The sequence below is a fragment of the Sulfurospirillum sp. SCADC genome (assembly GCF_000743525.1).
Taxonomy (GTDB): domain Bacteria; phylum Campylobacterota; class Campylobacteria; order Campylobacterales; family Sulfurospirillaceae; genus Sulfurospirillum.
Genome location: NZ_JQGK01000007.1, coordinates 116,680 through 137,188 on the forward strand (window position 1 = coordinate 116,680; position 20,509 = coordinate 137,188).

Consider the following 20,509-nt stretch of genomic DNA (forward strand, 5'->3'; position numbering starts at 1 on the left):
TTAATGAATCACTAAACTCCCAAACGGTTTAGGTTCGCTGAAATGATACCCTTGAAAATAGTCAATCCCAAGCTCTTTACATGTAAGGTAAATTTCTTCGTTTGCGACAAATTCTGCGACGGTTTGCATGCGCATTTTTTGTGCGAAGGTGACCATGGTTTCGACGACGGCTTTGTGGATGGCGTTTTTATGGATATTTTTGATGAGACTGCCATCGATCTTGATGAAATCGGCTTGGAGTTTGACCAGATATTCAAAGTTCGAGTAGCCTGTTCCAAAATCATCGATGGCGATTTTGACCCCTTGGCTTTTGAGTGAGCTTAAAAACGAGATGACTTCGGGGTGATTTTCGATGCCTTCGCCCTCGGTGACTTCAACGGTTAAGCGATCGGCGATGTTAAATTCGTACATTTTTTCAAACAAAAAGTCGATGCGGTTTTGATCTAATATATCGCTGAGTGCGAGGTTGATCGAAAATTCGGCGTGCTTGTCAGCAAAAAATGCAAACGATTTTTGAATGACGATTTTGGTGATCGCGCCATACAGATTGGCACGCTTAGCATGGTCTAAAAAGAGGTACGGCGAGATAATGCGCCCATCGGGGTGATGCAGACGCACCAAGCACTCAAATTTGGGGATTTTGCCCCCTTCGATGCTTTGTGCGAACACATCAAAACGCCCTTTTTTAAGCCCCTCGCGAATCGTCCGCTCCCACTCAACATCGGCTCTGGCAGTGGATTGGGGTGTGCACAACGAAGGGATGGCGGCATCGTAAACCATCAAATCTTTACCAATGCGTTTGGCTTGTTTGATCGCAAATTCGGCATTGAGAAAAAGGTCGTCGTAGCCGATGGCAACACCGATGCGAAGGGGTGTGTAGATGCGCTCATTTGCCACTTCGATGGGCGAGTAGCCAAAGTACCAGAGGCACGATTCGATATTTTGCAAGAAGTGCTCAAGTGCGACCTCTTTTCCTGCCAAAATCGCGAAAAGATCGGCACCCAAGTGAAAAACGACGGCTCCTGAAAAGCGACGTTTCAGCCTTTGAGAGATGGTTTTTAAGATGTGATCGCCGACCTCATAGCCAAAGGAGTGGTTGAAGTTCCAAAAGCCATTGACATTGAGGAGGGCGAGTTTATTGGCGGTTGAGTTCGCAAGGGTGTTGATGAAGCGTTGACGATCGGGCAGTTCGGTGAGAGGGTGAATCCTGCCGTATTTTAATTCGTACTTGAGCTCTTTTCGCATCCTTGCTTAACCCTTATGTGATAGTTTTATTATTGTACTATGACACTGTTTAAAAAATCATCGACCGCTTTGGTGTAGGTGGCGTCCGCTCCTAAGAGTTGATTGATCTCTTTGTGGCTCATGTTCTCTTTGAGCAATAAGGTCTTCGTTCCAAATGAAGAGGCTTTGGTTAAAAACTTTTCCGCTTGGGGGCAAGAGTCGTCTCGTTTGGTGGAGCAAACCGCAAGAAGCGGCATACGTGCGGAGCTAAGTTGATGGAACGGTGAGAGGCTTTGCCAATACGCAGGATCGCTTCCAAACGCGTGATCGTATAAGCGCATATGTTTCGCACTCATAAGCGCTGGCGTGTCCATAACCGCACTATCGAGTGAAACGGCTGCGATGGGAGGCGTGATGGCGTTAGTGGAATATAACGAAGGAGACGCCGCAATCATCGCGATGATGTGCGCCCCAGCGGAGTGACCCATCAGGATAAATTGGGCTCTGTTCCCACCCCAAGAAGCACTTTTCTCTTGCGCAAATCCGAGCGCTTTTGCCACTGCTTTGACCTGTTCACTCACCGGTGCATCGGGTAGCATTTTGTAGTTGGTGGAGATGACGATGTAGCCTTTTTTGACCCAATAATTGACCTTATTTTCGACCACACTTTGAGACGTTTTATCGCCAATACGCCACGCTCCACCGTGCACCATAAAGATGACGGGAGCCAAAGAAGAGCTGTTTACATGTAAAGGGGTGTAAACATCCAAACGCTCTTTGGCATCCGCGCCATAACTGACATTGGCGATGAGGCGAACCTCTTTGGAAAACCGCGCTTCCTTCTCCTGCTCATCATCATCCCCAAGACTCAAACGATCGCGCAAAATGCCTGCGTGTAAACTCTGAAACAGCACCAGTGTTAAAAGCGCAAAAAAGAGTTTTTGAACCACCTCAAATTCCTTACATGTAAAGCTAAAAGGCTCTTACATACGAAGGTTCAATCAGCGCTTTTTTCCCCTCATCTTTGGCGGTGAAAAAGACAAAATTGGGGTTGCGCAACAACTCTCTGCCATACGCTACCAAATCACAAAAACCGCCGTTCAAAAGCTTTTCACCTTCTTCAGCTGTCGTGATGAGTCCCACCGCAATCGTTGGAATCTCAACACTTTCACGAATGACTTTGGCGTAAGCAGCTTGGTAAAGGGGCACAAGAGGCGGTGTTTTTTGCGCTTCATTGTTGCCGCCAGCTGAGACGTGAATCATCGCAACACCCATGCTTTGAAGCTGTTTGGAGAGGTAAATGCTCTCTTCCACGTTCCATCCCTTTTCCATCCATTCATCGGCACTGATGCGCACAAACAAAGGCGTCTCTTTGGTTGCATCTAAAATCGCTTGCGCTACTTCGAGGACAAAGGCACAACGGTTTTCCAAACTGCCACCGTATTGGTCGGTACGTTGGTTGGAAAGCGGCGATAAAAATTCGCACAACAGATACCCGTGTGCGGCGTGTAGTTCAAGAAATTCATACCCTGCGTAGGTCGCGCGAAGAGCGGCTTGGACAAAGTGTTTTTTGATATTTTGCATCTCTTCAAGGCTGAGTTCATGCGGCAGTTTGTAGCCATTGGTTGCACTAAAGGCAAGGGCACTAGGAGCCACAGGCGTGGAAGAGGCGCAAAGGCTTTTGCGTCCTGCATGGGCGAGTTGGATGCCCATTTTGGCACCGTATTCATGGCAGAGGTGAACCAACTGTTGATGCCCTGGCACTTGCGCGTCATCCCAAAGACCCAGATCGGTTTCGCTGATGCGACCACGCGCTTCAACCGCCGTGGCTTCAACGATGATCAACCCCACGCCTCCGATTGCGCGCGTCGTATAATGCACGAGGTGAAACGGAGTCACTTCGCCATCACTTTCCGCTTTATACATGCACATCGGTGGCATCACCACGCGGTTTTTAAGCGAGAGTCCGTTCTCTTCGTAAGGGCTTAACAGTAGACTCATTTTCACTCCTTTAGTTTACATGTAAAAGATCAGCTTCATTCCAACCGCCGCCGAGGGCTTTAAAGAGTTCGGCTTGGTCGGTCAAAAGGGCTTGTTGGGTTGCGATGACACTGAGAGTACTGCTGAGCACGCCTTTTTGGGCGTCTAAGACTTCAAGCTGGTTGGCAACGCCTTGGTTAAAACGTTTGGTAGAGAGGTCTAACACTTTTTGGTAGGCTTTGAGTTCCTCTTGTTGAAAGGCAAGGCGGCTTTGGGCTAAATTCTCTTTTGCAAGCGCGTCATGCACCTCTTTGTAGGCTTTTTTTACGGTTTGCTCATAGCTTATTAAAGACGATTGTAAGTCGGTTTCAGAGATAGAAACGCGCTGTTTGATGCGCCCAAAATCAAAAATCGGCACGCTAAGGCTAGGTCCCAAACTCCAACGGTTCGCACTGGATTTGAGGATGTTGCCCAGATCATCGCTTTGCTGACCGTAACTGCCTGTGAGGCTAATGGTTGGGAAGTAAGCGGCTTTTTCAACCCCAATGAGTGCGTTTTTGCTTTTGAGATTTTCCAAGGATTCTTGAATATCGGGGCGATTTTCCATCAAACTGGAAGGCACACCTTGGGGAATCGTAAGTGCGCTTGGCAGGGTCGCATCCATTTTTAACGCTTCAAAAAGTGCTTGCGGACTTTTACCCACCAAAATGGCTAAAGCGCTTTTTTGAAGCGCATAATTCTCCATCAAACTGTTTTGAGAGGCTTTGGCATTGTTGTATTGCGCTAGGGCTTGGTTGGCTAATAGATCGCTGATTGTGCCCACTTTTTGCTGTTTGGAGCGAAACTCATAACTCTCTTTATACGCTTGCGCGGTCTGCTCTAGCACTTTCATGCGCGCTTGCAAGGAGGCGAGGTTAAAGTACGCGCTAATCACATCGTGAATGAGTGTGTTGCGAACCGTCTCACGCGCCGCTTGCGTGGCTAAATAGAGCGACCAACTGGATTCACTCTGATTGGAGAGGCGTCCCCAAAAGTCGATCTCATAAGAGAGCGTGCCATTCATCGCAAAGTCAGAATACTCAGCGCCCTTATTTTTCGTCGAGTAGGCTTCATCGCTGGTTTTTTGACGCGTGTTACTGGCGTTGGCGTTCAACGTTGGAAGTTCATTAGCCGTGCTCAGCCCATAGGTTTGGCGCGCTTTGAGCACTTTGAGTGCTGAAAGCTTCAGATCGTCACTGCCAAGAAGCGCTTCTTCGACGAGGGCGTTCAGTTTGGCGTCGTTAAACTGCTTCCACCACTCCTTGTTTACATGTAAAGCTTCTTGGGCGCTTTTGGGTTGTTCTATTTGAGGAACATTCAGCTCAGGTTTGAGCGAACATCCGCCCAAAAACAAGACAGCTACGAGGGATAAAAGGGTAATGCTACGAGTCATGAACGACTCCTTTTTTGGTAAACTTTTCTTTCGTTTTCATAATGAGATAGAAAAAGAGCGGTACAAAAAACGTACCGATCAACGTGAGCGTAATCATACCACCTACAACCGTGGTTCCGATGATATGACGGCTATTGGCTCCTGCTCCCGTACTCAGCGCAAGAGGTAACGTTCCTGCAATAAACGCAAATGAGGTCATAACGATGGGTCGGAAACGAATACGCGCCCCCTCAATTGTCGCATCGATCAAACTGTAACCATCAGTGAGCTTGTGCATCGCAAATTCCACCATCAAAATGGCGTTTTTAGACGAGAGTCCTACCAGTGTCACCAACCCCACTTGGAAGTAGATGTCGTTTTGCAAATCTCTAAAATAGACCGCGAGTGCTGCGCCCAAAAGTGCGAATGGAACGGCTAACACGATTGCAAATGGAATCGTCCAGCTCTCATACAGTGCCGCCAAGATCAAGAAAACGAAGATGATCGCATAGACAAAAGCAGTATTGCCACTTTTTTCAAGCAGTTTTTCTTGGTACGAAGTACCTGCCCAAGCGATGGTGTAGCCATTGGGAAGTACGCTTTTTGCCACCTCTTCAATGATGCGAAGCGCGTCACCTGAGCTGTAGCCCGGACTTGGTTGACCTGAAATTTGCGCGGCTTGGAACATGTTGAACTTTTGAACAATCGAAGACCCTACGATGCGTTTAATGCTTGCAAGCGAGCTAATCGGAACAAGCCTTCCTTCGCTGGATTTGACAAAAACATCGTTGTAATTTTCTGTGCCTTCTCTAAAGGTACTGTCACTTTGGACGTTGACATGATAGGTTCGTCCAAAGAGGTTAAAGTCGTTGGTGTACGTATTGCCAAAAGTCACTTGAATGGTGGTGAAAATGTCCGCAGTATCGACACCCAGTGATTTGGCTTTGTCTGTGTCAACGTTGATGAGAAATTGCGGTACATTGGTGTTAATCGTCGAACGCATCGCAGCAAGCTCTTTTCGCTCCGCCGCTTTGGCTAAGATCTCTTTGACGTAGCCATCGAGCACTTGGATATTTCCATCCGTTTGATCTTGCACAAACATCTCAAACCCACCCGTGGTACTCATACCCATAATCGGAGGAGGCGTTACGGCGATCAAAAACGCTTCTTTATTTTGAGACAGTCCGCCCATCATTTTACCTGCAATTGCTTAGGAGGTTTGATCGGCGTTGGGTCTATCATCCCACGGACGAAGACGAATAAAGCTAATACCCGAATCGGTTTTATACGCATTGATAATAAAATCAAGCCCCGACATCGCTCCCACACGAATGACATCTGGGTTGGTAAAGGCAAAGTCACTGACTTGTTGGCTAACCTTTTGCGTTCGATCCAGTGAAGCACCGGGCATCAGGTTGTTGATGATCAGGATCATACCTTTATCTTCATTCGGAACCAAACCTGTAGGGATGCGCGCAGTGATCAAGAAAATAGCAGCAATCATCACACCAAAGACCGCAATATTGATAACACCAAAGCGAATCGTTTTGCGCACGCCTGTTGAGAAAAGTTGCGTTCCTACCTCAAAAAAGTCATTAAATTTTTGAATCAGCCAAAACGGTGCACTCTCATGTTTACGCAAAAGAAGGGCACACAGTGCTGGCGTTAAGGTCAATGCCACGATACCCGAGATGGTCACAGAGATGATGACGGTCATCGCAAATTGTTTGTACATCGTACCGCTAAAACCACCCATAAACGCGGCTGGCACAAAGACCGCACATAAAACCATCACGATGGCGATAACCGGACTGGTGATCTCTTTCATTGCCTTAATCGTTGCATCTTTGACACTGAGCTCTTCTTCGTCCCTGAGAATTCGCTCAACGTTTTCAATGACGACAATCGCATCATCGACGACCAGACCAATGGCAAGCGTGAGTCCAAAGAGGGTGAGAAGGTTGATGGAAAACCCTGCGGCATAAAAGCCTGCAAAGGTGCTAATGATGGAGACAGGGATGGCAAGAACGGGAATAAACGTCGCGCGCAGATTGCCCAAAAAGAGGTAAATGATACCAACCACCAGTGCAATTGAGAGGATCAACGTAAAGATGACCTCGTGGATCGATTCGCGCACGAAAATCGTTGGATCGTATGCCGTGTCAATCTCAAGATCGCTTGGGAAATTGGGTGAAATCTCTGCCAATTTTTGCTCTAAAAGGTTGGAAACTTCCAGTGCATTAGCACCTGAAGCTAAGAAAATACCAATGGGAATCATCGGTTTGTTGTTGAAAATACCGCTAAAATAGTACGACTCAACACCCAGTTCGATGTTGGCAACGTCTCCGAGTTTTAAAGAGGAGCCATCGCTATTGGATTTGATGATGATTTTCTCAAATTCACTCGCATTTTTCAGCCTACCATCGGTTTTTACTGTGTAGGTATAGGCGGGTTGTTTTGCCATCGGCTCTTGTCCGATTTGACCTGCGGCGTACTGCTCATTTTGACTTTTGATCGCATTGATTACTTCGGCGGTGGTGAGATCGTAAGCGGATAATTTATCGGGTTTAATCCAGACGCGAATCGCGTAGTTTTTATTACCAAAAATGGTAACATTACCGATGCCGGGGATGCGCTTAAGATCATCCACGATGTTTACCAGTGCGTAATTGGAGATAAAGGTTGTATCGTGCACATTGTCTTTGGAGGTGAGTGTTAAAACTTTGAGGATGTCAGGAGAGCGTTCCCTTGTAGAAACGCCTTGTTTGCGCACCGCTTCGGGTAGTTTGTTCGTGGCGATTTGCACACGGTTGTTCACATCGACTTTGGCTTGTTCAACATCGGAGCCAATTTGAAAATAGACGTTGATGCTGACATTGCCGCTTGGTGAGGCGGTGGTGGTCATCATGTAGAGCATGTTAGGCACACCATTGATCTCCTCTTCTAGCGGTGCTGCCACGGTCGTTGCGATGGTTTGGGCATCCGCACCAGGATAGGTGGCAGAGACGATGATCTGCGGAGGTGCGATGCTAGGATACTCCTGAATCGACAGCGATTTGATCGCAATGATACCCGCCAAAATAATCACAATCGAAACAACGGTTGCAAAAATAGGGCGGTTGATAAAAAACTTAGAGAACATTATTTCGCCTCTTCGTTGATCACTTTATCCACCTTCACCGGTGCTCCCGCTTTGATTCTAAAGAAGTTGTTGACGATGACCACATCGCCCTCTTTCAGACCGCTTTCAATCACATAGTCATTCTCACTCGCTTCGCCCATTTTCACAGGTTTAACCACCGCTTTTCCCTCTTCCACAACAAAGACAACGGTGCCAAGTGGGTTTTGAAGCACCGCTTTTTGTGGCACTTTAATGACGTTGTTACGGGTTAAACCTATGAGATTGACTTTAACAAATTGGTTGGGAAGTAGCTCTTTGCCTTCATTTTTAAAGGTAGCGCGCGCTTTGAGTGAGCCTGTTTTGGCGTTAAGGGAACTGTCTAAAAAGTCTACGACACCGACCTCTTTAAATTTGGCGTCGCCGACTTGAAGGGCGGCTTTGAGCTTGCCCTCGGTTGGGTTGGACCATTTACCATTTTTGATGTTGTATTTTTGCTTCATCACATCAATGTCTGGAATGGAAAACTCTACATGTAAAGGGTTGATTTGCGTAATATCCACAAGTGCTGTTCCATCGGTAACGAGCGATCCCACATCAACCATCTTAAGACCCGTCATACCGCTCATCGTAGCTTTGATGGTGGTACGGTCTAAATTAATGCTCGCCGTTTGCAAGGAAGCTTTGGCACTCGCAAGGCTTGCTTTCGCACCTTCATAGCTCCAGTACGCACTGTCTTTTTCTTGCTCACTCGAAGCGCCTGATTCATACAGCGCTTTGATGCGCTCCCAATCTTTCGTTGCTTTTTGGAGTTGAACATCCAGAGCGTTTACATTGGCTTTGGCAAGATTGAGAGCCGCTTCGTAGCTGTCGGGTTCGATTTTATAGAGCACATCGCCCTCTTTGACAAAATCACCTTCGGTGAAGAATTTCTTCATCAAAATACCATTGGCACGGGCTTTAATCGTGACGCTCTGGGAGCTGATCGTTTTACCAGGGTATTGTAAACTCAATGCCTCTTCTTTCGCTGCCGCAATTTTGTAGACATCAACTGCAGGGGAAGGCTGTTTTTTTGCCTCTTCCGCATAACTTTGTGCTCCTAGGGCGAGGCACGTGACTAAAAGAAAGATCTTTTTATTGAGTAAAAACATCAGCATTCCTTAGAGGTGATTATCATTTTATTAGATTGTAACATATTGGAATTAATCGTAGGTAAATAACGATGGGTTGAGGAGGGGTTAATCATCTTTAAATCTAACACACCTTATACTCAAATGAAAGATACGTTTAAGGAATAGACAGATGCAAACGGTAGGTGATGAAATTTTACTGGATGAAACCTCTTTGTTGGTCTCTGAAACGGATGCGAAAGGGAATATTGTCTATGCGGATGAAACCTTTGTTAAATTCTCTGAGTATAGCTTAGAAGAGCTCATTGGAAAACCTCACAATATGATTCGCCATTCCGATATGCCCAAAGCGGTCTTTAAAGAGCTGTGGGAGAGTCTGAAAAAAGGCAATGTTTGGCAAGGATTTGTCAAAAATCGTACCAAAAGCGGTAAATTTTACTGGGTTTACGCCACCATTTTTCCCTTTGGCAAAGAGCATTACCTCTCTGTGCGAAAAATGGCAAGCAAAGATGAGGTCGAAAAATATACCCAACTTTACGCCACCATGCGTGCAAATGAGAGGCAAAAATGAGAGCGTTAAGTATTCAATTTAAAGTCACCTTGTTACTGATGGTTTCGCTGGTGCTCACGGCGGTGATTTCGACCGTTGTTGTGGTCGTTTTGATGCAAAAAGAGGCCGATGAACGCTTGGAGGGAATTCGAGCGATTATGGCACGTGAAAAAGTGGAAGCGCTCAGTGATAAAGTCAAAATTGCGCATCATGTGGTCAATTCATTTTACGAAGCACTGCAAAAAGAGCCTGAAAAAGAGACACCAGAGGTTCTTAAAGCGTATCAAGAAAAAGCCAAAATGGCAGTCAAACAGCTTCGTTTTGGTGAAGATGGTTACTTTTGGATTAACGATTTTTCACCTAAAATGGTCATGCACCCCATTAAACCAGCCCTTGATGGTTCTGATTTGAGCAGATCAAAAGATCCTGCGGGCAAGTTTTTATTTAACGAGATGGTGGATGTGGCGTCCAAACAGGGAAAGGGTGTGGTGAATTACCAATGGGAAAAACCAGGGTTTAACACCCCTCAGGCCAAAATCTCTTTTGTTGAAGCCTTTAAGCCATGGGGTTGGATTATTGGAACGGGTGTGTACGCCGATGACATTGATGCCTTGGTTGCCAAAGAGAAGCAAAAATTAGATGAAGCGCTTGTCGCGATGGTGGTGCGCAATAGCTTGATTCTTTTGGTGGTTGTCGTTGTTTTTTCACTCTTTTCACGCTATTTGAGTCAAAAACTCATTGGTCGTCGGATGGCAGATTTGAAGCGTTATGTGGAGGATTTTGGGCTTTATGTGACCAACAAAAAAAACGTGATTGATTTTCAGATGGAAGATACGTCGATGGATGAGATAGGCTCGACCATTTGCGTGATTGAGAAGACATTTAAAGATTTTGAAAAGCTTCGCTTGGATGATGTGCGTGTTGTAGGTGAGGTGCTGATTATCTGCTCTAAGATGTCCAAAGGATACATGGAGAACAAAACCTCGTATGTCTCATCCAACTTTCTGACCAATCGCCTCTCCTACGAGATGGATGGGATGATCGCCAAGGTAAATGAAGTGATGAATGCGACACTGGTCTCTTTGAAAAATTTCCAAAACGGGGATTTTAGCCAACCAATTTCGATTCAAACCCATGGTGAGCTTCAAGAGTTGGTCGAAGGGGTGAATGCGCTAGGAAGTGCGCTCTCTTCGATGATCAGTGCAAATGCTGAACAGAGTGCGAAGCTGCATGAAAATGCCAAGCACCTCGCCGATTCGGTGGCGACCATCAAAAATGAGCCTTTGAGTGATCTTAATCGCATTGTGAAAAAAACGACCATGTCGATGCAAGAGATGGTTTCGATTCAGCAACATCTTGCCGATACGCTAAGCACGCTTACCCACAACGCGAAAGAGGCAAATGATATTTTAAATATGATTGGCGATATTGCCGATCAGACCAATTTGCTAGCACTCAATGCCGCAATCGAAGCAGCCAGAGCGGGTGATCATGGACGTGGGTTTGCCGTTGTTGCCGATAACATTCGTGAACTCGCCGATAAAACCAGCCACTCATTGACGCAGATTCAAGCTACCATTGGGGTCATCGTGGGTGGCATCGTCGATAGTTCGGCTAAAATGAGCCACAATGCCAAAGAGATGAACAGCCTCACCAAAGATGTCGAAGAGATCGAAGAGAAGACGAGCGACATCTTAAATATCATGAGTAAATTGGGGTAAAAAAGCCTTACATGTAAGATGAAATTTCTTTATATGTAACGCCTTTTTTAAACGATATTTCCTTCATGTTTTTGAAGAATACCCAATATGGTTCACGGGGGCAAATGAAAACTGAAGGAGATGGTCATGAGCACCATTAACACATCGTATTCATCCCAAGTTTTGGTCGATCAAAATACCACCAGTAGTAGTGCTACGCTCTTAAGCTCAACCAACGAAGAAGAGAGAGTACCAGTAGTAGCACCCAAAGCGTGGGCTCAAGTGCGACTTCTGGAACCAGTAGTGCATCAACAAGCAGCAGTGACAGCATTGATGCGCAAATCGAAGCATTAGAGAAAAAAATTGCTGCACTCGAAAAAGAGATTGCAGCGGCACAACAAAAAGCAAGTGTTGACGAAAAGAGCGCTCAAGATGTTCAGGCAAAACAAACTATGATCGCATCGTATCAAGCTCAAATTACCGCCCTTGAAACGCAAGCCGCTGAATCATGTGCCTAACATCTCCCTGTTTGGCTTGGGCAAAAGCTTTACATGTAAGCTTACATGTAAAGCTTTTAAGGCAACTCTTACACCCTCTTAAGTCCTCATTCGCTACAATAGATTCTAATAAACTTTTACACAATTCAATAGCATTAAAGCACCAAGGGTGCGCGGGCATTCCGCCAAGGAAAACCTAGTGTTAACGTAGTTTTTAAAGCTTTGCTTTGAAAGCGTGTTAAAAGTTCTAAAAGAACTTTAATGAAAAAACTAAATTATTGATGAGAAACGATGAGCGACACACCTTACACCCATTTACATTTACACACCGAATACTCCCTTTTGGATGGCGCCAATAAAATAGGCAAGCTCGCCAAAAAACTCAAATCCCAAGGCGTCACCTCGGTTGCGATTACCGATCATGGAAACATGTTTGGCGCGATTGATTTTTACAAAACGATGCGCAAAGAGGGCATCAAGCCTATCATTGGGATGGAAGCGTACATTCACAACCAAGAGGACATCGGCGATAAAACCACCAAACAGCGTTTTCACCTCTGCTTGTACGCTAAAAATGAGATCGGCTATAAAAACTTGATGTACCTCTCTTCGATGAGTTATATCAAAGGGTTTTACTACTATCCGCGCATTAACAAGCAGATTTTAAAAGAGCATTCGGAAGGCTTGGTCTGTTCCGGTGCGTGTCTGCAAGGCGAAGTGAACTGGCATCTTAATCTTAACAACAAACGCAACGTTCAATTTGGCGCGAAAGGGTATGAGCGTGCTAAAGAAATAGCCCTTGAGTACAAAGCAATTTTTGGCGAGGACTTTTACTTAGAGGTGATGCGTCATGGTATTTCTGATCAACACTTCATTGATGATGATATTTTGCGCATCTCCAAAGAGACAGGCATCAAACTCATCGCGACCAATGACACCCACTACTTAGAACAAGACAATGCCGAAGCGCACGAGGCGTTTATGTGTATCGCGATGAACAAAGAGTTTGACGATCCAAACCGTCTGCGCCACTCCGTTCATGAGTTTTACCTCAAATCACCGGCGCAAATGAGCGATCTGTTTGCCGACATTCCTGAAGCGATTTCCAACACGCAAGAGATCGTGGAGAAGTGCAATTTGGAGATCAAACTGGGCGATCCGACCCCTCCTAAATTTAAATTTACCAAAGAGTATGCCGCCAAAGAGGGACTCAATTTTGAAACCGACGATGAATTTTTTGCCTATAAAAGTCGTGAGGGACTCGAAAAACGTCTTTTACATGTAGAGCCTAGCCAACACGAAGCGTATAAAGCAAGGTTAGAGCGCGAGATCAAAATCATCTGCGATATGAAGTTCCCAGGTTACATGCTCATCGTTTGGGATTTTATCCGTGAAGCCAAAGAGCGCGGTGTTCCTGTAGGTCCTGGACGAGGTTCAGCAGCGGGTAGCTTGGTTGCGTTTTCGCTCTTTATCACCGACATCGATCCGATGCCCTACAACCTGCTTTTTGAGCGATTTTTGAACCCTGAACGTATTAGTATGCCCGATATTGATATTGACTTTTGTCAAAGCAGACGTGGCGAAATTATCGACTACGTCGTGGAAAAATACGGTCGTTATAATGTGGCGCAAGTCATCACCTTTGGTAAACTCTTAGCCAAGGGAGTCATTCGTGACGTGGCACGTGTTTTGGCGATTCCCTACGCGGAAGCCGATGCGATGGCAAAACTGATCCCCGATGAACTGGGCATTACGCTCAATGGCGTGGGTGTCGAAGGCGAAGAGGGCTACAAAGGTGGCGCGTACCAAAAAGAGCCAAAACTTCGTGAACTCATCGAAAGCAGTCCTAAAATGCAACGCGTCTGGAAGTTTGCGCTTGCCCTTGAAGGACTGAATAGAAACTCTGGCATGCACGCCGCAGGTGTCGTTATCAGCGATGAAGAGTTGTGGCATAAAACCCCACTCTATCAGCCCTCTGGCGAAGATCATCTCGTCACGCAGTATTCGCTCAATTACCTTGAAGATGTCGACCTCATTAAATTCGACTTCTTGGGTCTGAAGACCCTGACGGTGATTGATAATGCGCTCAAACTTATTAAGCTGCGTTACAAAAAAGAGATTGATTTTACGACGATTGATATGAACGATCCTAAAGTGTATGAACTGATTCAAAGCGGTGACACGGTGGGACTGTTTCAGATCGAATCGAGTGGTATGCAATCACTCAATGAACGCCTCAAACCAACGAACTTTGAAGATCTTATCGCTGTCCTCGCACTTTACCGTCCAGGTCCGATGGAATCAGGCATGCTCGATGACTTTATCGACCGTAAAAATGGTCGTAAAGAGATCAGCTACTTTTTTGATGAGTTCACCGAGCCCCTTCGCCCAATTTTGGAGCCAACGTATGGAGTTATCGTCTACCAAGAACAGGTTATGCAGATTGTTCAGTCCATCGGTGGGTTTAGCCTTGGTGAAGCGGATTTGATTCGCCGTGCGATGGGTAAGAAAAAGATCGACTACATGAAACAAAAAGCCGAAGAGTTTGCGCAAGGTGCTGTCGATCAAGGGTTAGATCGCGCCCATGCGATTGAGCTGTTTGGACTGATCGAGAAGTTTGCAGGGTACGGTTTTAACAAATCCCACTCTGCGGCGTACGCGATGGTTACGTTTGAAACGGCGTATCTGAAATGCTACTATCCGCAAGAATTTATGGCAGCCCTTCTCACCTCAGAGCAAGACAATACCGATAAAATCGTCAAGTACATCGATGAGGTCAAACGCCTTGGACTCAAACTGTTACCACCCTCTATTCAGCACAGTTTGATCGAATTTAGTGCGATTACCGACACGGACGGCGAAGAGGCGATTTTATTTGGAATGGGTGCGATCAAAGGGGTTGGCAACGCGGCAATCAGTAAGATCTTAGAAGCCAGAGCGGATGCACCGTTTGCTGATATGAGCGATTTTATCTCACGCATTGACAGCTCCAAGGTCAATAAAAAAGTGTTAGAGTCGTTTATCAAATCGGGCAGTTTTGATGACTTTGGTTACTCCAGACGTGCGTTGCTTGAAAATATTGATAGCATCATTGAAGCGAGTGCCGAGTGCAGTCGCGCGAAAAAGATGGCGGAATACTCACTCTTTGGCGATGCCGAAGAGATGACCACGGTGCAAGTGAGCATCGAAAATATCCCCGAATTTGATAACAAACGTATGCTAGAGTTGGAAAAAGAGACGATTGGTTTTTACATCTCAGGGCACCCACTTGATGCGTTTAGAGCTGAGATTGATGAGATGAGCTACACGCTTTCCAGTGAAAAAGATCAGATCGAAGATGGCAGCAAAGCGCTGTTTATCGGCAAGGTCGAGGGCATTACGGAAAAAATCAGCAAAAAAGGCAACAAGTTTGGCATCATCTCCTTGATGGATTTTCACGGTTCGATGGAGCTCACGGTGTTTGAAAAACAACTCGAAGCGCTCTCTCGTATGGATTTGGAAAAACCGCTCTGTTTTAAAGTCGATGTGAGCAATGATGGGCAAAACACCAAAATGCGCGTGATGAAAATCATGGAGCTAAACGACGCTAAAAAAGAGAAGATCGAGACAAAAGTCATTGAAGTGCCGCTTGATCCGAAGGTACTTTTGATTGATCTGAGCGATGATACCAGCAAACTGGAATTTCTATACCAAATTGTACGTGAGAGTGCAGGGCGCAGACCTTTGCATCTGGTTATTACTTCCAAACTGCAAGATGTGCTCATCGAAACGGGATTTGGTGTGGATGATAGCATCGATGAGAAACTAGCAGGGATGGAGTTTGTGAAGGTGGTTGCTTAAACCACCTCTATGCCTCTTCTTCAATCGTTCCTAAAAAGAGGGTTAAGATGTCGGTCATCGTCAAAATTCCCTCTAATTCGTTGTTATCTACGACTAAAAGCCGTTTGACATTGTTTTTGACCATCAACTGCGATGCGTATTTTAAATCAAGCTGTTTGGAGACCTGAATCGCAGGCTTGGAGCAGATGTCATACACCCTTAAAAGGTCAATATCCCCATCACTTGAGACAATCGAATACAAAATATTTTTATAGGTCAACAACCCATACGCATCGCTTGGACGGATTTTATCGACGATCAGCGATTTGACTTTGGTTTTACGCATCATCATCAGTGCGTCTCGCACAGGCGCCATCGGTGAGACAATCACCAGATTTTCTTTGATCATGACTTCTGAAACTAACATGTTTTCTCCTTAGAGTGCATCTAATATCTCTTTTTCAAAAAGCTCCACCTCTTCTGCTTCCATTCCCGAGATATGGGTAAGTGGAAAGGTAAAGATGAGCCCTTTGGACGCTTCGGTTTGATTGACGAGATTTAAAGCTTTGCGCAGTGCCTTAAAGACGTTCATGGAGAGCCGTTGAGGAAGAATGAAGAGCAATACAGAGACATTCTCTTCCAAGGTGAGTCCAAAAAAGATCTTTTTCTCTTTGAGTCCTATGGTTTTGCCATTTAAAATGGTCACACCCCCTGCGCCTGCTTTTTTGGCAGTCTCAATCGCCATCTCCTCTTCGGCATTTGGCACAATAACGGTTAATACGGTAAAGTTCATTTTTCGCTCCTTTGAATCATACGCTGTGTGATGATCCCATATCCCATAACGGTGATCATCGGAAAAAGTGAGGCAAAAGCGATCAGCCCAAAGCCATCAATCAGTGGGTCTCGCCCTTCGATATTTTGCGCCAAACCTAATCCAAGTGCTGCCACGAGTGGAACCGTCACCGTGGAGGTGGTCACACCTCCGCTATCGTAGGCAATGGGCACAATATATTTGGGCGCAAAATAGGTCATAATAATGACAATACTATAGCCTATAATAATAAAATAGTGCAAAGAGGCACCATTAACAAGGCGAAAACATCCAAGCGCGATTCCGATTGCAACGCCAATCGCAACGAAGATGCGAAGCACTGTTTGGTTGATATTGCCATTGCTCACCTCCGAGGCTTTCATGGCAATGGCGATGAGTGCAGGTTCTGCCATCGTTGTTGCAAAACCGATCATGGCACCAAAAAGATAGATGACCCATGGACTCTTCATGGTGGTAAGCTGATACGCAATCGTCTCACCAATCGGAAAAAGCCCGATCTCAAGTCCCACAATAAACGCATCCAAGCCTAAAATGACCAACACAATCCCCGTGAGAATCTTCGGAAGATGAGCAATGGGCTTTTGAATAATGACGTATTGAAAAAAAGCAATGACTAAAATGATGGGCAGAACATCTTGCATAACCCCTAAGAGATCGAGCAGGATTTGGGTGAAAGAGAGTGTGTGCTCTGAGGATGCTATTGCCTCTTTGCTAGCCATTGCAATGGTGGTAATGGCGTGTGTGTCGGTAAAATAATAGACAATCAGACCAAAAATTTGCACGAAAATCATCGGCGTTAACGAGGCAAAGGCAATCAGCCCAAATCCATCGATGAGTGGGTTGCGTCCTTTGATGCACGAAGAGAGTCCAATGCCCAGTGCCGCCACGAGTGGAACCGTCACCGTGGAGGTTGTAACGCCACCGCTATCATAGGCGAGTCCAATGATCTCTTTGGGGGCAAAAAACGTGACACCGACCACCAAAATATACCCTGTGATGATGTAGTAATGAATCGGATGACCCCATAAAATGCGAAGAGCGCCTAGTGCAATCGCGCAACCAACGGAGAGGGCTACGGTGATGCGCAGGTAAAAAGCGTCGATTTTGCCTTCACTGATCAGTGCGGCTTTATTGGCAATGGCGATGAGGGCTGGTTCGGCAATCGTGGTTGAAAAACCAATCAAAAAGGAGAAGCACAACAGCCAAAAGAGCGAGCCTTTGTGCGCAAAATCGTGTGCTAACGCTTCGCCGATGGGGAAGATGCCAATTTCAAGCCCACGAATAAACAGAGCTAATCCGAGTGCAACGATGAGGAGTCCCAGTGAGGTAGGCACCAAATTCTCAGGCACGGTTTTGATAAATGCGATTTGAAAAAAGATCACCACGACAATAATGGGCATTAAATCTTTGGAAGAGTTTTTAAAATCCGTTGCAAAAAGGAGCAAACTCTCTTTAAACATTTAGCGTCCTAGTTTAATTTCAAAACCTTTGGGATCTTCGAGTAAATTGATTTTACCACCATGCGCTTGAATAATCTGCAACGAAAGCGCTAATCCAAGTCCATTCCCCTTCGTTTTGGTCGTTTTAAAAGGCTCAAAAAGGATGTTTTTATTCTCAATCGGCTTGCCATCATCCTTTACATGTAAAAGGACACACTCGTCATCTTGCACAAAAGCGATACTGACGTTTCCCGTCTCTTTCTCGCACTCTTCAATCGCATCGATGGCGTTAAAAATGAAGTTTTGAAGCACTAAATTGAGCAGTTCAAAATCAGCCTTAATCTCGACGTGGGGCAGGTCAAACTGAAAGGTAACCTCTTTGGTGTACGAGTAGTGCGAGATGGCTTGTTCACACTCTTTAATCAAGCGATCCAGGTAAAAATAACTCGGATTGATCTGCACACTTTTGGTAAAAAGCAGAGTTGCTTTGATAATGCGCTCCACCCGCCAAATTGCTTTTTTGATCTCCGTCACAAGCGGCTTCACACTCGGATCGACCTTTTTGAGCAGCGTGGAGGCAAGCAGTGAAACCGAACCGATGGGATTGCGGATTTCATGCGAGAGGTGTGCGGCGACTTGTCCCATGGAAACCAAGCGCTCTTGACGTTTCCCCTCGGTGATGTCTGTGGCGGTGATGATCTTTTTATCGCTTTTGGTGACACTTTTTATAAGATAAGAGCGCCCTTCAAAATCGATCTCACTCTCTTCTTCTAGCACCAATCCTTCTAAGATCGCGCCCATTTTTTTCGCTTCGCTGTTTTGCAAAAAGATCGCACCATCACTGTCAAAAACCCAAAGCGCATTGGGCTGTACTTCGATGATCTGGCGAATAAAATCTTGCAAGGTGGTGTAGGATTCATTGAGCTTTTTATACTCATCTTCAATGACATAGGTCTGGTTGATCAGATCTTCAAGCCCTTGCTTAAAGAGCTCTTTCTCTTTGGCACTGAGGCTGTTGAGCAAATTTTCATCAATCATTTTTGATTCCCATCATCGCATAAGCTGTTTATAAAGGGTATAATACCCAAAAAGTTTTGGATAAAGTAGTGCAAGCCATACGTAAAAACATCATTAAAGATAAAAATCTTCTCTATTTCGACTACACCGCGTCCGGTCAAGGCTATAAGCCGATTGAAAAACAGATGCAAATCATTCTTAAAACCTATGCTAATACCCACTCTGAAGTGGCGTCCAGCGCTATTCAAACAAGTAAGTATTACGCCAAAGCACGCTTGGATCTCAAACATGCCTTAGCGGTGGATGAGCGTTTTTATCTTTTTCCGTGTGGTTCAGGTGCCACAGGCGCGATCAAAAAATTCCAAGAACTGATGGGAATTTACATTCCGCCTCGCACCTTAAAACGCTTTACATGTAAACCCCAAACACTTCCCATTGTTTTTGTGGGACCTTACGAGCACCACTCCAATGAGCTCAGTTTTCGAGAAGGGTTATGTGAAGTGATTCGTGTACCTTTGGATGATGAGGAAAAGATCGATATGGCGTTTTTGCAGACCCAACTTGAGCTTCATAAAGAGCGCGAAATCATCGCGTCGTTTTCCGTTGCCTCCAATGTTACGGGCATCGTGAGTGATTATAAAAACATATATACCCTCATCAAACGCTACAACGGCATCTTATGCCTTGATGCCGCCGCCGCTTCGCCTTACATTAACATCGATTGTAACTACTACGATGCCCTGTTTCTCTCTCCGCATAAGCTCTTGGGTGGTGTGGGATCGTGTGGGCTTTTAGTGATGAAAAAAGCGTTGTGCACCGAAGCCACACCCACCTTCGCAGGGGGCGGAACGGTGGGGTATGTGTCACGGGTTTCGCACACGTTTTTAAGTGATATGGAACTAATTGAAGATGCGGGAACGCCTGCTATTTTGCAGTTTATCAAAGCCTCTTTGGCGTACAACCTTCGCAACGAAATTGGTTTGGAGAAGATCCACGCTGTGGAAGAGGAGCTGAAATTTTATTTTGGTTCACGCATACGCTGTATCGAAGGGGTCAAGCTTTATTGCAAATATTCGCAAGAGAAGCTTCCCATTTTCTCGCTTAATTTTGAGGGGATCAATCCGTATGACATCTCCCAATACCTTTCGGATCATTTTGGGATTCAAACCAGAGCTGGATGCAGTTGCGCAGGGCCTTACGGACACGATCTTTTAAAACTAGCCGATGGTCAAGATTTTGATGAAAAGCCAGGTTGGCTGCGTATTTCTATCCACTACACCCATACGAAAAAAGAGATCGATCGATTGCTTGACGCCATTCAAAAAGCCGTCAAAGCACTGCGCAAGAAAGATGCACTAAGTTAAAACGATCTCCAACAAAGGGGCTAAGAGGACATTGAAAATGCCTGTGAGCACCATCACCAACGCGGCAATGGTTCCCACTTCAGTGTCTAACTCATACGCTTTACTTGACCCTGCAACATGCGCCGCTAAACAAAATGAAGCGCCTAGCGACATTTTCGATTTGAGCGGTAGCCAATAAAGCACTAATTGCCCAAACGATGCACCAAAAATTCCTGTAAGTATGACAAAAAGAGCGGTTAATTCGGGTGTCCCACCAATTTCGCCTGAAATGAGCATCGCAAAAGGGGTACTGATAGAACGAGGCAAAAGGCTTAACCGGTAAGGTGTCATTGATGCCAACGGCGGATGCTAAAAACCACGCAGAAGCAATGGAGAGCAGTGAACCAAAGACGCTCCCAAAAGGCCGTTTCAACGCCTTTTCTGATTCT

16 protein-coding genes and 1 pseudogene are annotated in these 20,509 nt (G+C 45.6%); 6 read left to right on the forward strand and 11 right to left on the reverse strand.

What is annotated here, in order from left to right; all coding sequences use genetic code 11:
• The 6 genes and pseudogenes from JU57_RS06245 to JU57_RS06270 all read right to left on the reverse strand — a co-directional run bounded on the left by JU57_RS06245 (position 1) and on the right by JU57_RS06270 (position 8,884).
• On the reverse strand, positions 1 to 1,245 hold the full coding sequence (locus JU57_RS06245; protein ID WP_051906667.1) for an EAL domain-containing protein: 1,245 nt from the start codon (positions 1,243 to 1,245) through the stop codon (positions 1 to 3).
• Between the two features lie 29 nt (positions 1,246 to 1,274).
• Positions 1,275 to 2,174, reverse strand: coding sequence for an alpha/beta hydrolase (locus JU57_RS06250; RefSeq protein ID WP_037958408.1), 900 nt, complete (start codon positions 2,172 to 2,174; stop codon positions 1,275 to 1,277).
• Positions 2,175 to 2,196: 22 nt separating this feature from the next.
• On the reverse strand, positions 2,197 to 3,225 hold the full coding sequence (locus JU57_RS06255) for an NADH:flavin oxidoreductase/NADH oxidase (RefSeq protein ID WP_037958411.1): 1,029 nt from the start codon (positions 3,223 to 3,225) through the stop codon (positions 2,197 to 2,199).
• A 10-nt stretch (positions 3,226 to 3,235) separates the two neighbouring features.
• Positions 3,236 to 4,636 (reverse strand): TolC family protein, encoded by a 1,401-nt coding sequence (locus JU57_RS06260; RefSeq protein ID WP_037958415.1) that lies wholly within the window; start codon positions 4,634 to 4,636, stop codon positions 3,236 to 3,238.
• Positions 4,626 to 7,757: pseudogene (locus JU57_RS06265) on the reverse strand (multidrug efflux RND transporter permease subunit). Before JU57_RS06265 ends, JU57_RS06260 begins: the two are co-directional and overlap by 11 nt.
• Entirely contained in the window at positions 7,757 to 8,884 is a 1,128-nt protein-coding gene (locus tag JU57_RS06270) for an efflux RND transporter periplasmic adaptor subunit (protein ID WP_051906669.1), read from the reverse strand. The pseudogene JU57_RS06265 and the gene JU57_RS06270 overlap by 1 nt, the downstream one beginning before the upstream one ends.
• 151 nt (positions 8,885 to 9,035) lie before the next feature.
• Between JU57_RS06270 and JU57_RS06275 the strand changes: the two genes are divergently transcribed.
• The 5 genes from JU57_RS06275 to dnaE all read left to right on the forward strand — a co-directional run bounded on the left by JU57_RS06275 (position 9,036) and on the right by dnaE (position 15,450).
• Positions 9,036 to 9,434 (forward strand): PAS domain-containing protein, encoded by a 399-nt coding sequence (locus JU57_RS06275; RefSeq protein ID WP_037958418.1) that lies wholly within the window; start codon positions 9,036 to 9,038, stop codon positions 9,432 to 9,434.
• Positions 9,431 to 11,134 carry a cache domain-containing protein gene (locus JU57_RS06280; RefSeq protein WP_037958421.1) on the forward strand — a complete coding sequence of 568 codons (1,704 nt, stop codon included), beginning with the start codon at positions 9,431 to 9,433 and terminating at the stop codon, positions 11,132 to 11,134. Before JU57_RS06275 ends, JU57_RS06280 begins: the two co-directional genes overlap by 4 nt.
• Before the next feature lie 126 nt (positions 11,135 to 11,260).
• Entirely contained in the window at positions 11,261 to 11,467 is a 207-nt protein-coding gene (locus JU57_RS14070) for a hypothetical protein (protein WP_294876290.1), read from the forward strand.
• Positions 11,386 to 11,631, forward strand: a complete 246-nt coding sequence (locus JU57_RS06285) for a FlxA-like family protein (protein ID WP_037958424.1) — start codon at positions 11,386 to 11,388, stop codon at positions 11,629 to 11,631. The genes JU57_RS14070 and JU57_RS06285 overlap by 82 nt, the downstream gene beginning before the upstream one ends.
• 270 nt (positions 11,632 to 11,901) lie before the next feature.
• The gene (dnaE, locus tag JU57_RS06290) at positions 11,902 to 15,450 is read left to right on the forward strand and encodes a DNA polymerase III subunit alpha (protein WP_037958427.1); all 3,549 of its coding nucleotides are present in this window, start codon (positions 11,902 to 11,904) and stop codon (positions 15,448 to 15,450) included.
• A 7-nt stretch (positions 15,451 to 15,457) separates the two neighbouring features.
• On the opposite strand, the gene JU57_RS06295 is transcribed toward dnaE, so the two are convergent.
• The 4 genes from JU57_RS06295 to JU57_RS06310 are packed head-to-tail and all read right to left on the reverse strand — an operon-like array spanning position 15,458 to position 18,738.
• A complete protein-coding gene (locus JU57_RS06295; RefSeq protein WP_037958430.1) occupies positions 15,458 to 15,856 on the reverse strand; it encodes a CBS domain-containing protein in 399 nt (132 codons plus the stop codon).
• A gap of 9 nt (positions 15,857 to 15,865) precedes the next feature.
• Positions 15,866 to 16,222: a hypothetical protein gene (locus JU57_RS06300; RefSeq protein ID WP_037958432.1), complete on the reverse strand. Its 357-nt coding sequence runs from the start codon at positions 16,220 to 16,222 to the stop codon at positions 15,866 to 15,868.
• On the reverse strand, positions 16,219 to 17,721 hold the full coding sequence (locus tag JU57_RS06305) for a DUF1538 domain-containing protein (protein ID WP_051906671.1): 1,503 nt from the start codon (positions 17,719 to 17,721) through the stop codon (positions 16,219 to 16,221). Before JU57_RS06305 ends, JU57_RS06300 begins: the two co-directional genes overlap by 4 nt.
• Entirely contained in the window at positions 17,722 to 18,738 is a 1,017-nt protein-coding gene (locus JU57_RS06310) for an ATP-binding protein (protein ID WP_051906673.1), read from the reverse strand.
• Between the two features lie 68 nt (positions 18,739 to 18,806).
• Between JU57_RS06310 and JU57_RS06315 the strand changes: the two genes are divergently transcribed.
• Positions 18,807 to 20,081, forward strand: a complete 1,275-nt coding sequence (locus tag JU57_RS06315) for an aminotransferase class V-fold PLP-dependent enzyme (RefSeq protein ID WP_037958435.1) — start codon at positions 18,807 to 18,809, stop codon at positions 20,079 to 20,081.
• Here JU57_RS06315 and JU57_RS06320 read toward each other — a convergent pair.
• The gene (locus tag JU57_RS06320; RefSeq protein WP_051906675.1) at positions 20,073 to 20,411 is read right to left on the reverse strand and encodes an LrgB family protein; all 339 of its coding nucleotides are present in this window, start codon (positions 20,409 to 20,411) and stop codon (positions 20,073 to 20,075) included. The genes JU57_RS06315 and JU57_RS06320 overlap by 9 nt on opposite strands.
• Positions 20,412 to 20,509 lie beyond the last annotated feature (98 nt).

Bases quoted from the DNA above. Each gene is read 5' to 3' on its own strand.
- JU57_RS06245 (WP_051906667.1), bottom strand. From the start codon at position 1,245: ATGCGAAAAGAGCTCAAGTACGAATTAAAATACGGCAGGATTCACCCT.
- JU57_RS06255 (WP_037958411.1), bottom strand. From the start codon at position 3,225: ATGAGTCTACTGTTAAGCCCTTACGAAGAGAACGGACTCTCGCTTAAA.
- JU57_RS06260 (WP_037958415.1), bottom strand. From the start codon at position 4,636: ATGACTCGTAGCATTACCCTTTTATCCCTCGTAGCTGTCTTGTTTTTG.
- JU57_RS06270 (WP_051906669.1), bottom strand. From the start codon at position 8,884: ATGTTTTTACTCAATAAAAAGATCTTTCTTTTAGTCACGTGCCTCGCC.
- JU57_RS06275 (WP_037958418.1), top strand. From the start codon at position 9,036: ATGCAAACGGTAGGTGATGAAATTTTACTGGATGAAACCTCTTTGTTG.
- JU57_RS06280 (WP_037958421.1), top strand. From the start codon at position 9,431: ATGAGAGCGTTAAGTATTCAATTTAAAGTCACCTTGTTACTGATGGTT.
- JU57_RS14070 (WP_294876290.1), top strand. From the start codon at position 11,261: ATGAGCACCATTAACACATCGTATTCATCCCAAGTTTTGGTCGATCAA.
- dnaE (WP_037958427.1), top strand. From the start codon at position 11,902: ATGAGCGACACACCTTACACCCATTTACATTTACACACCGAATACTCC.
- JU57_RS06295 (WP_037958430.1), bottom strand. From the start codon at position 15,856: ATGTTAGTTTCAGAAGTCATGATCAAAGAAAATCTGGTGATTGTCTCA.
- JU57_RS06300 (WP_037958432.1), bottom strand. From the start codon at position 16,222: ATGAACTTTACCGTATTAACCGTTATTGTGCCAAATGCCGAAGAGGAG.
- JU57_RS06305 (WP_051906671.1), bottom strand. From the start codon at position 17,721: ATGTTTAAAGAGAGTTTGCTCCTTTTTGCAACGGATTTTAAAAACTCT.
- JU57_RS06310 (WP_051906673.1), bottom strand. From the start codon at position 18,738: ATGATTGATGAAAATTTGCTCAACAGCCTCAGTGCCAAAGAGAAAGAG.
- JU57_RS06320 (WP_051906675.1), bottom strand. From the start codon at position 20,411: ATGACACCTTACCGGTTAAGCCTTTTGCCTCGTTCTATCAGTACCCCT.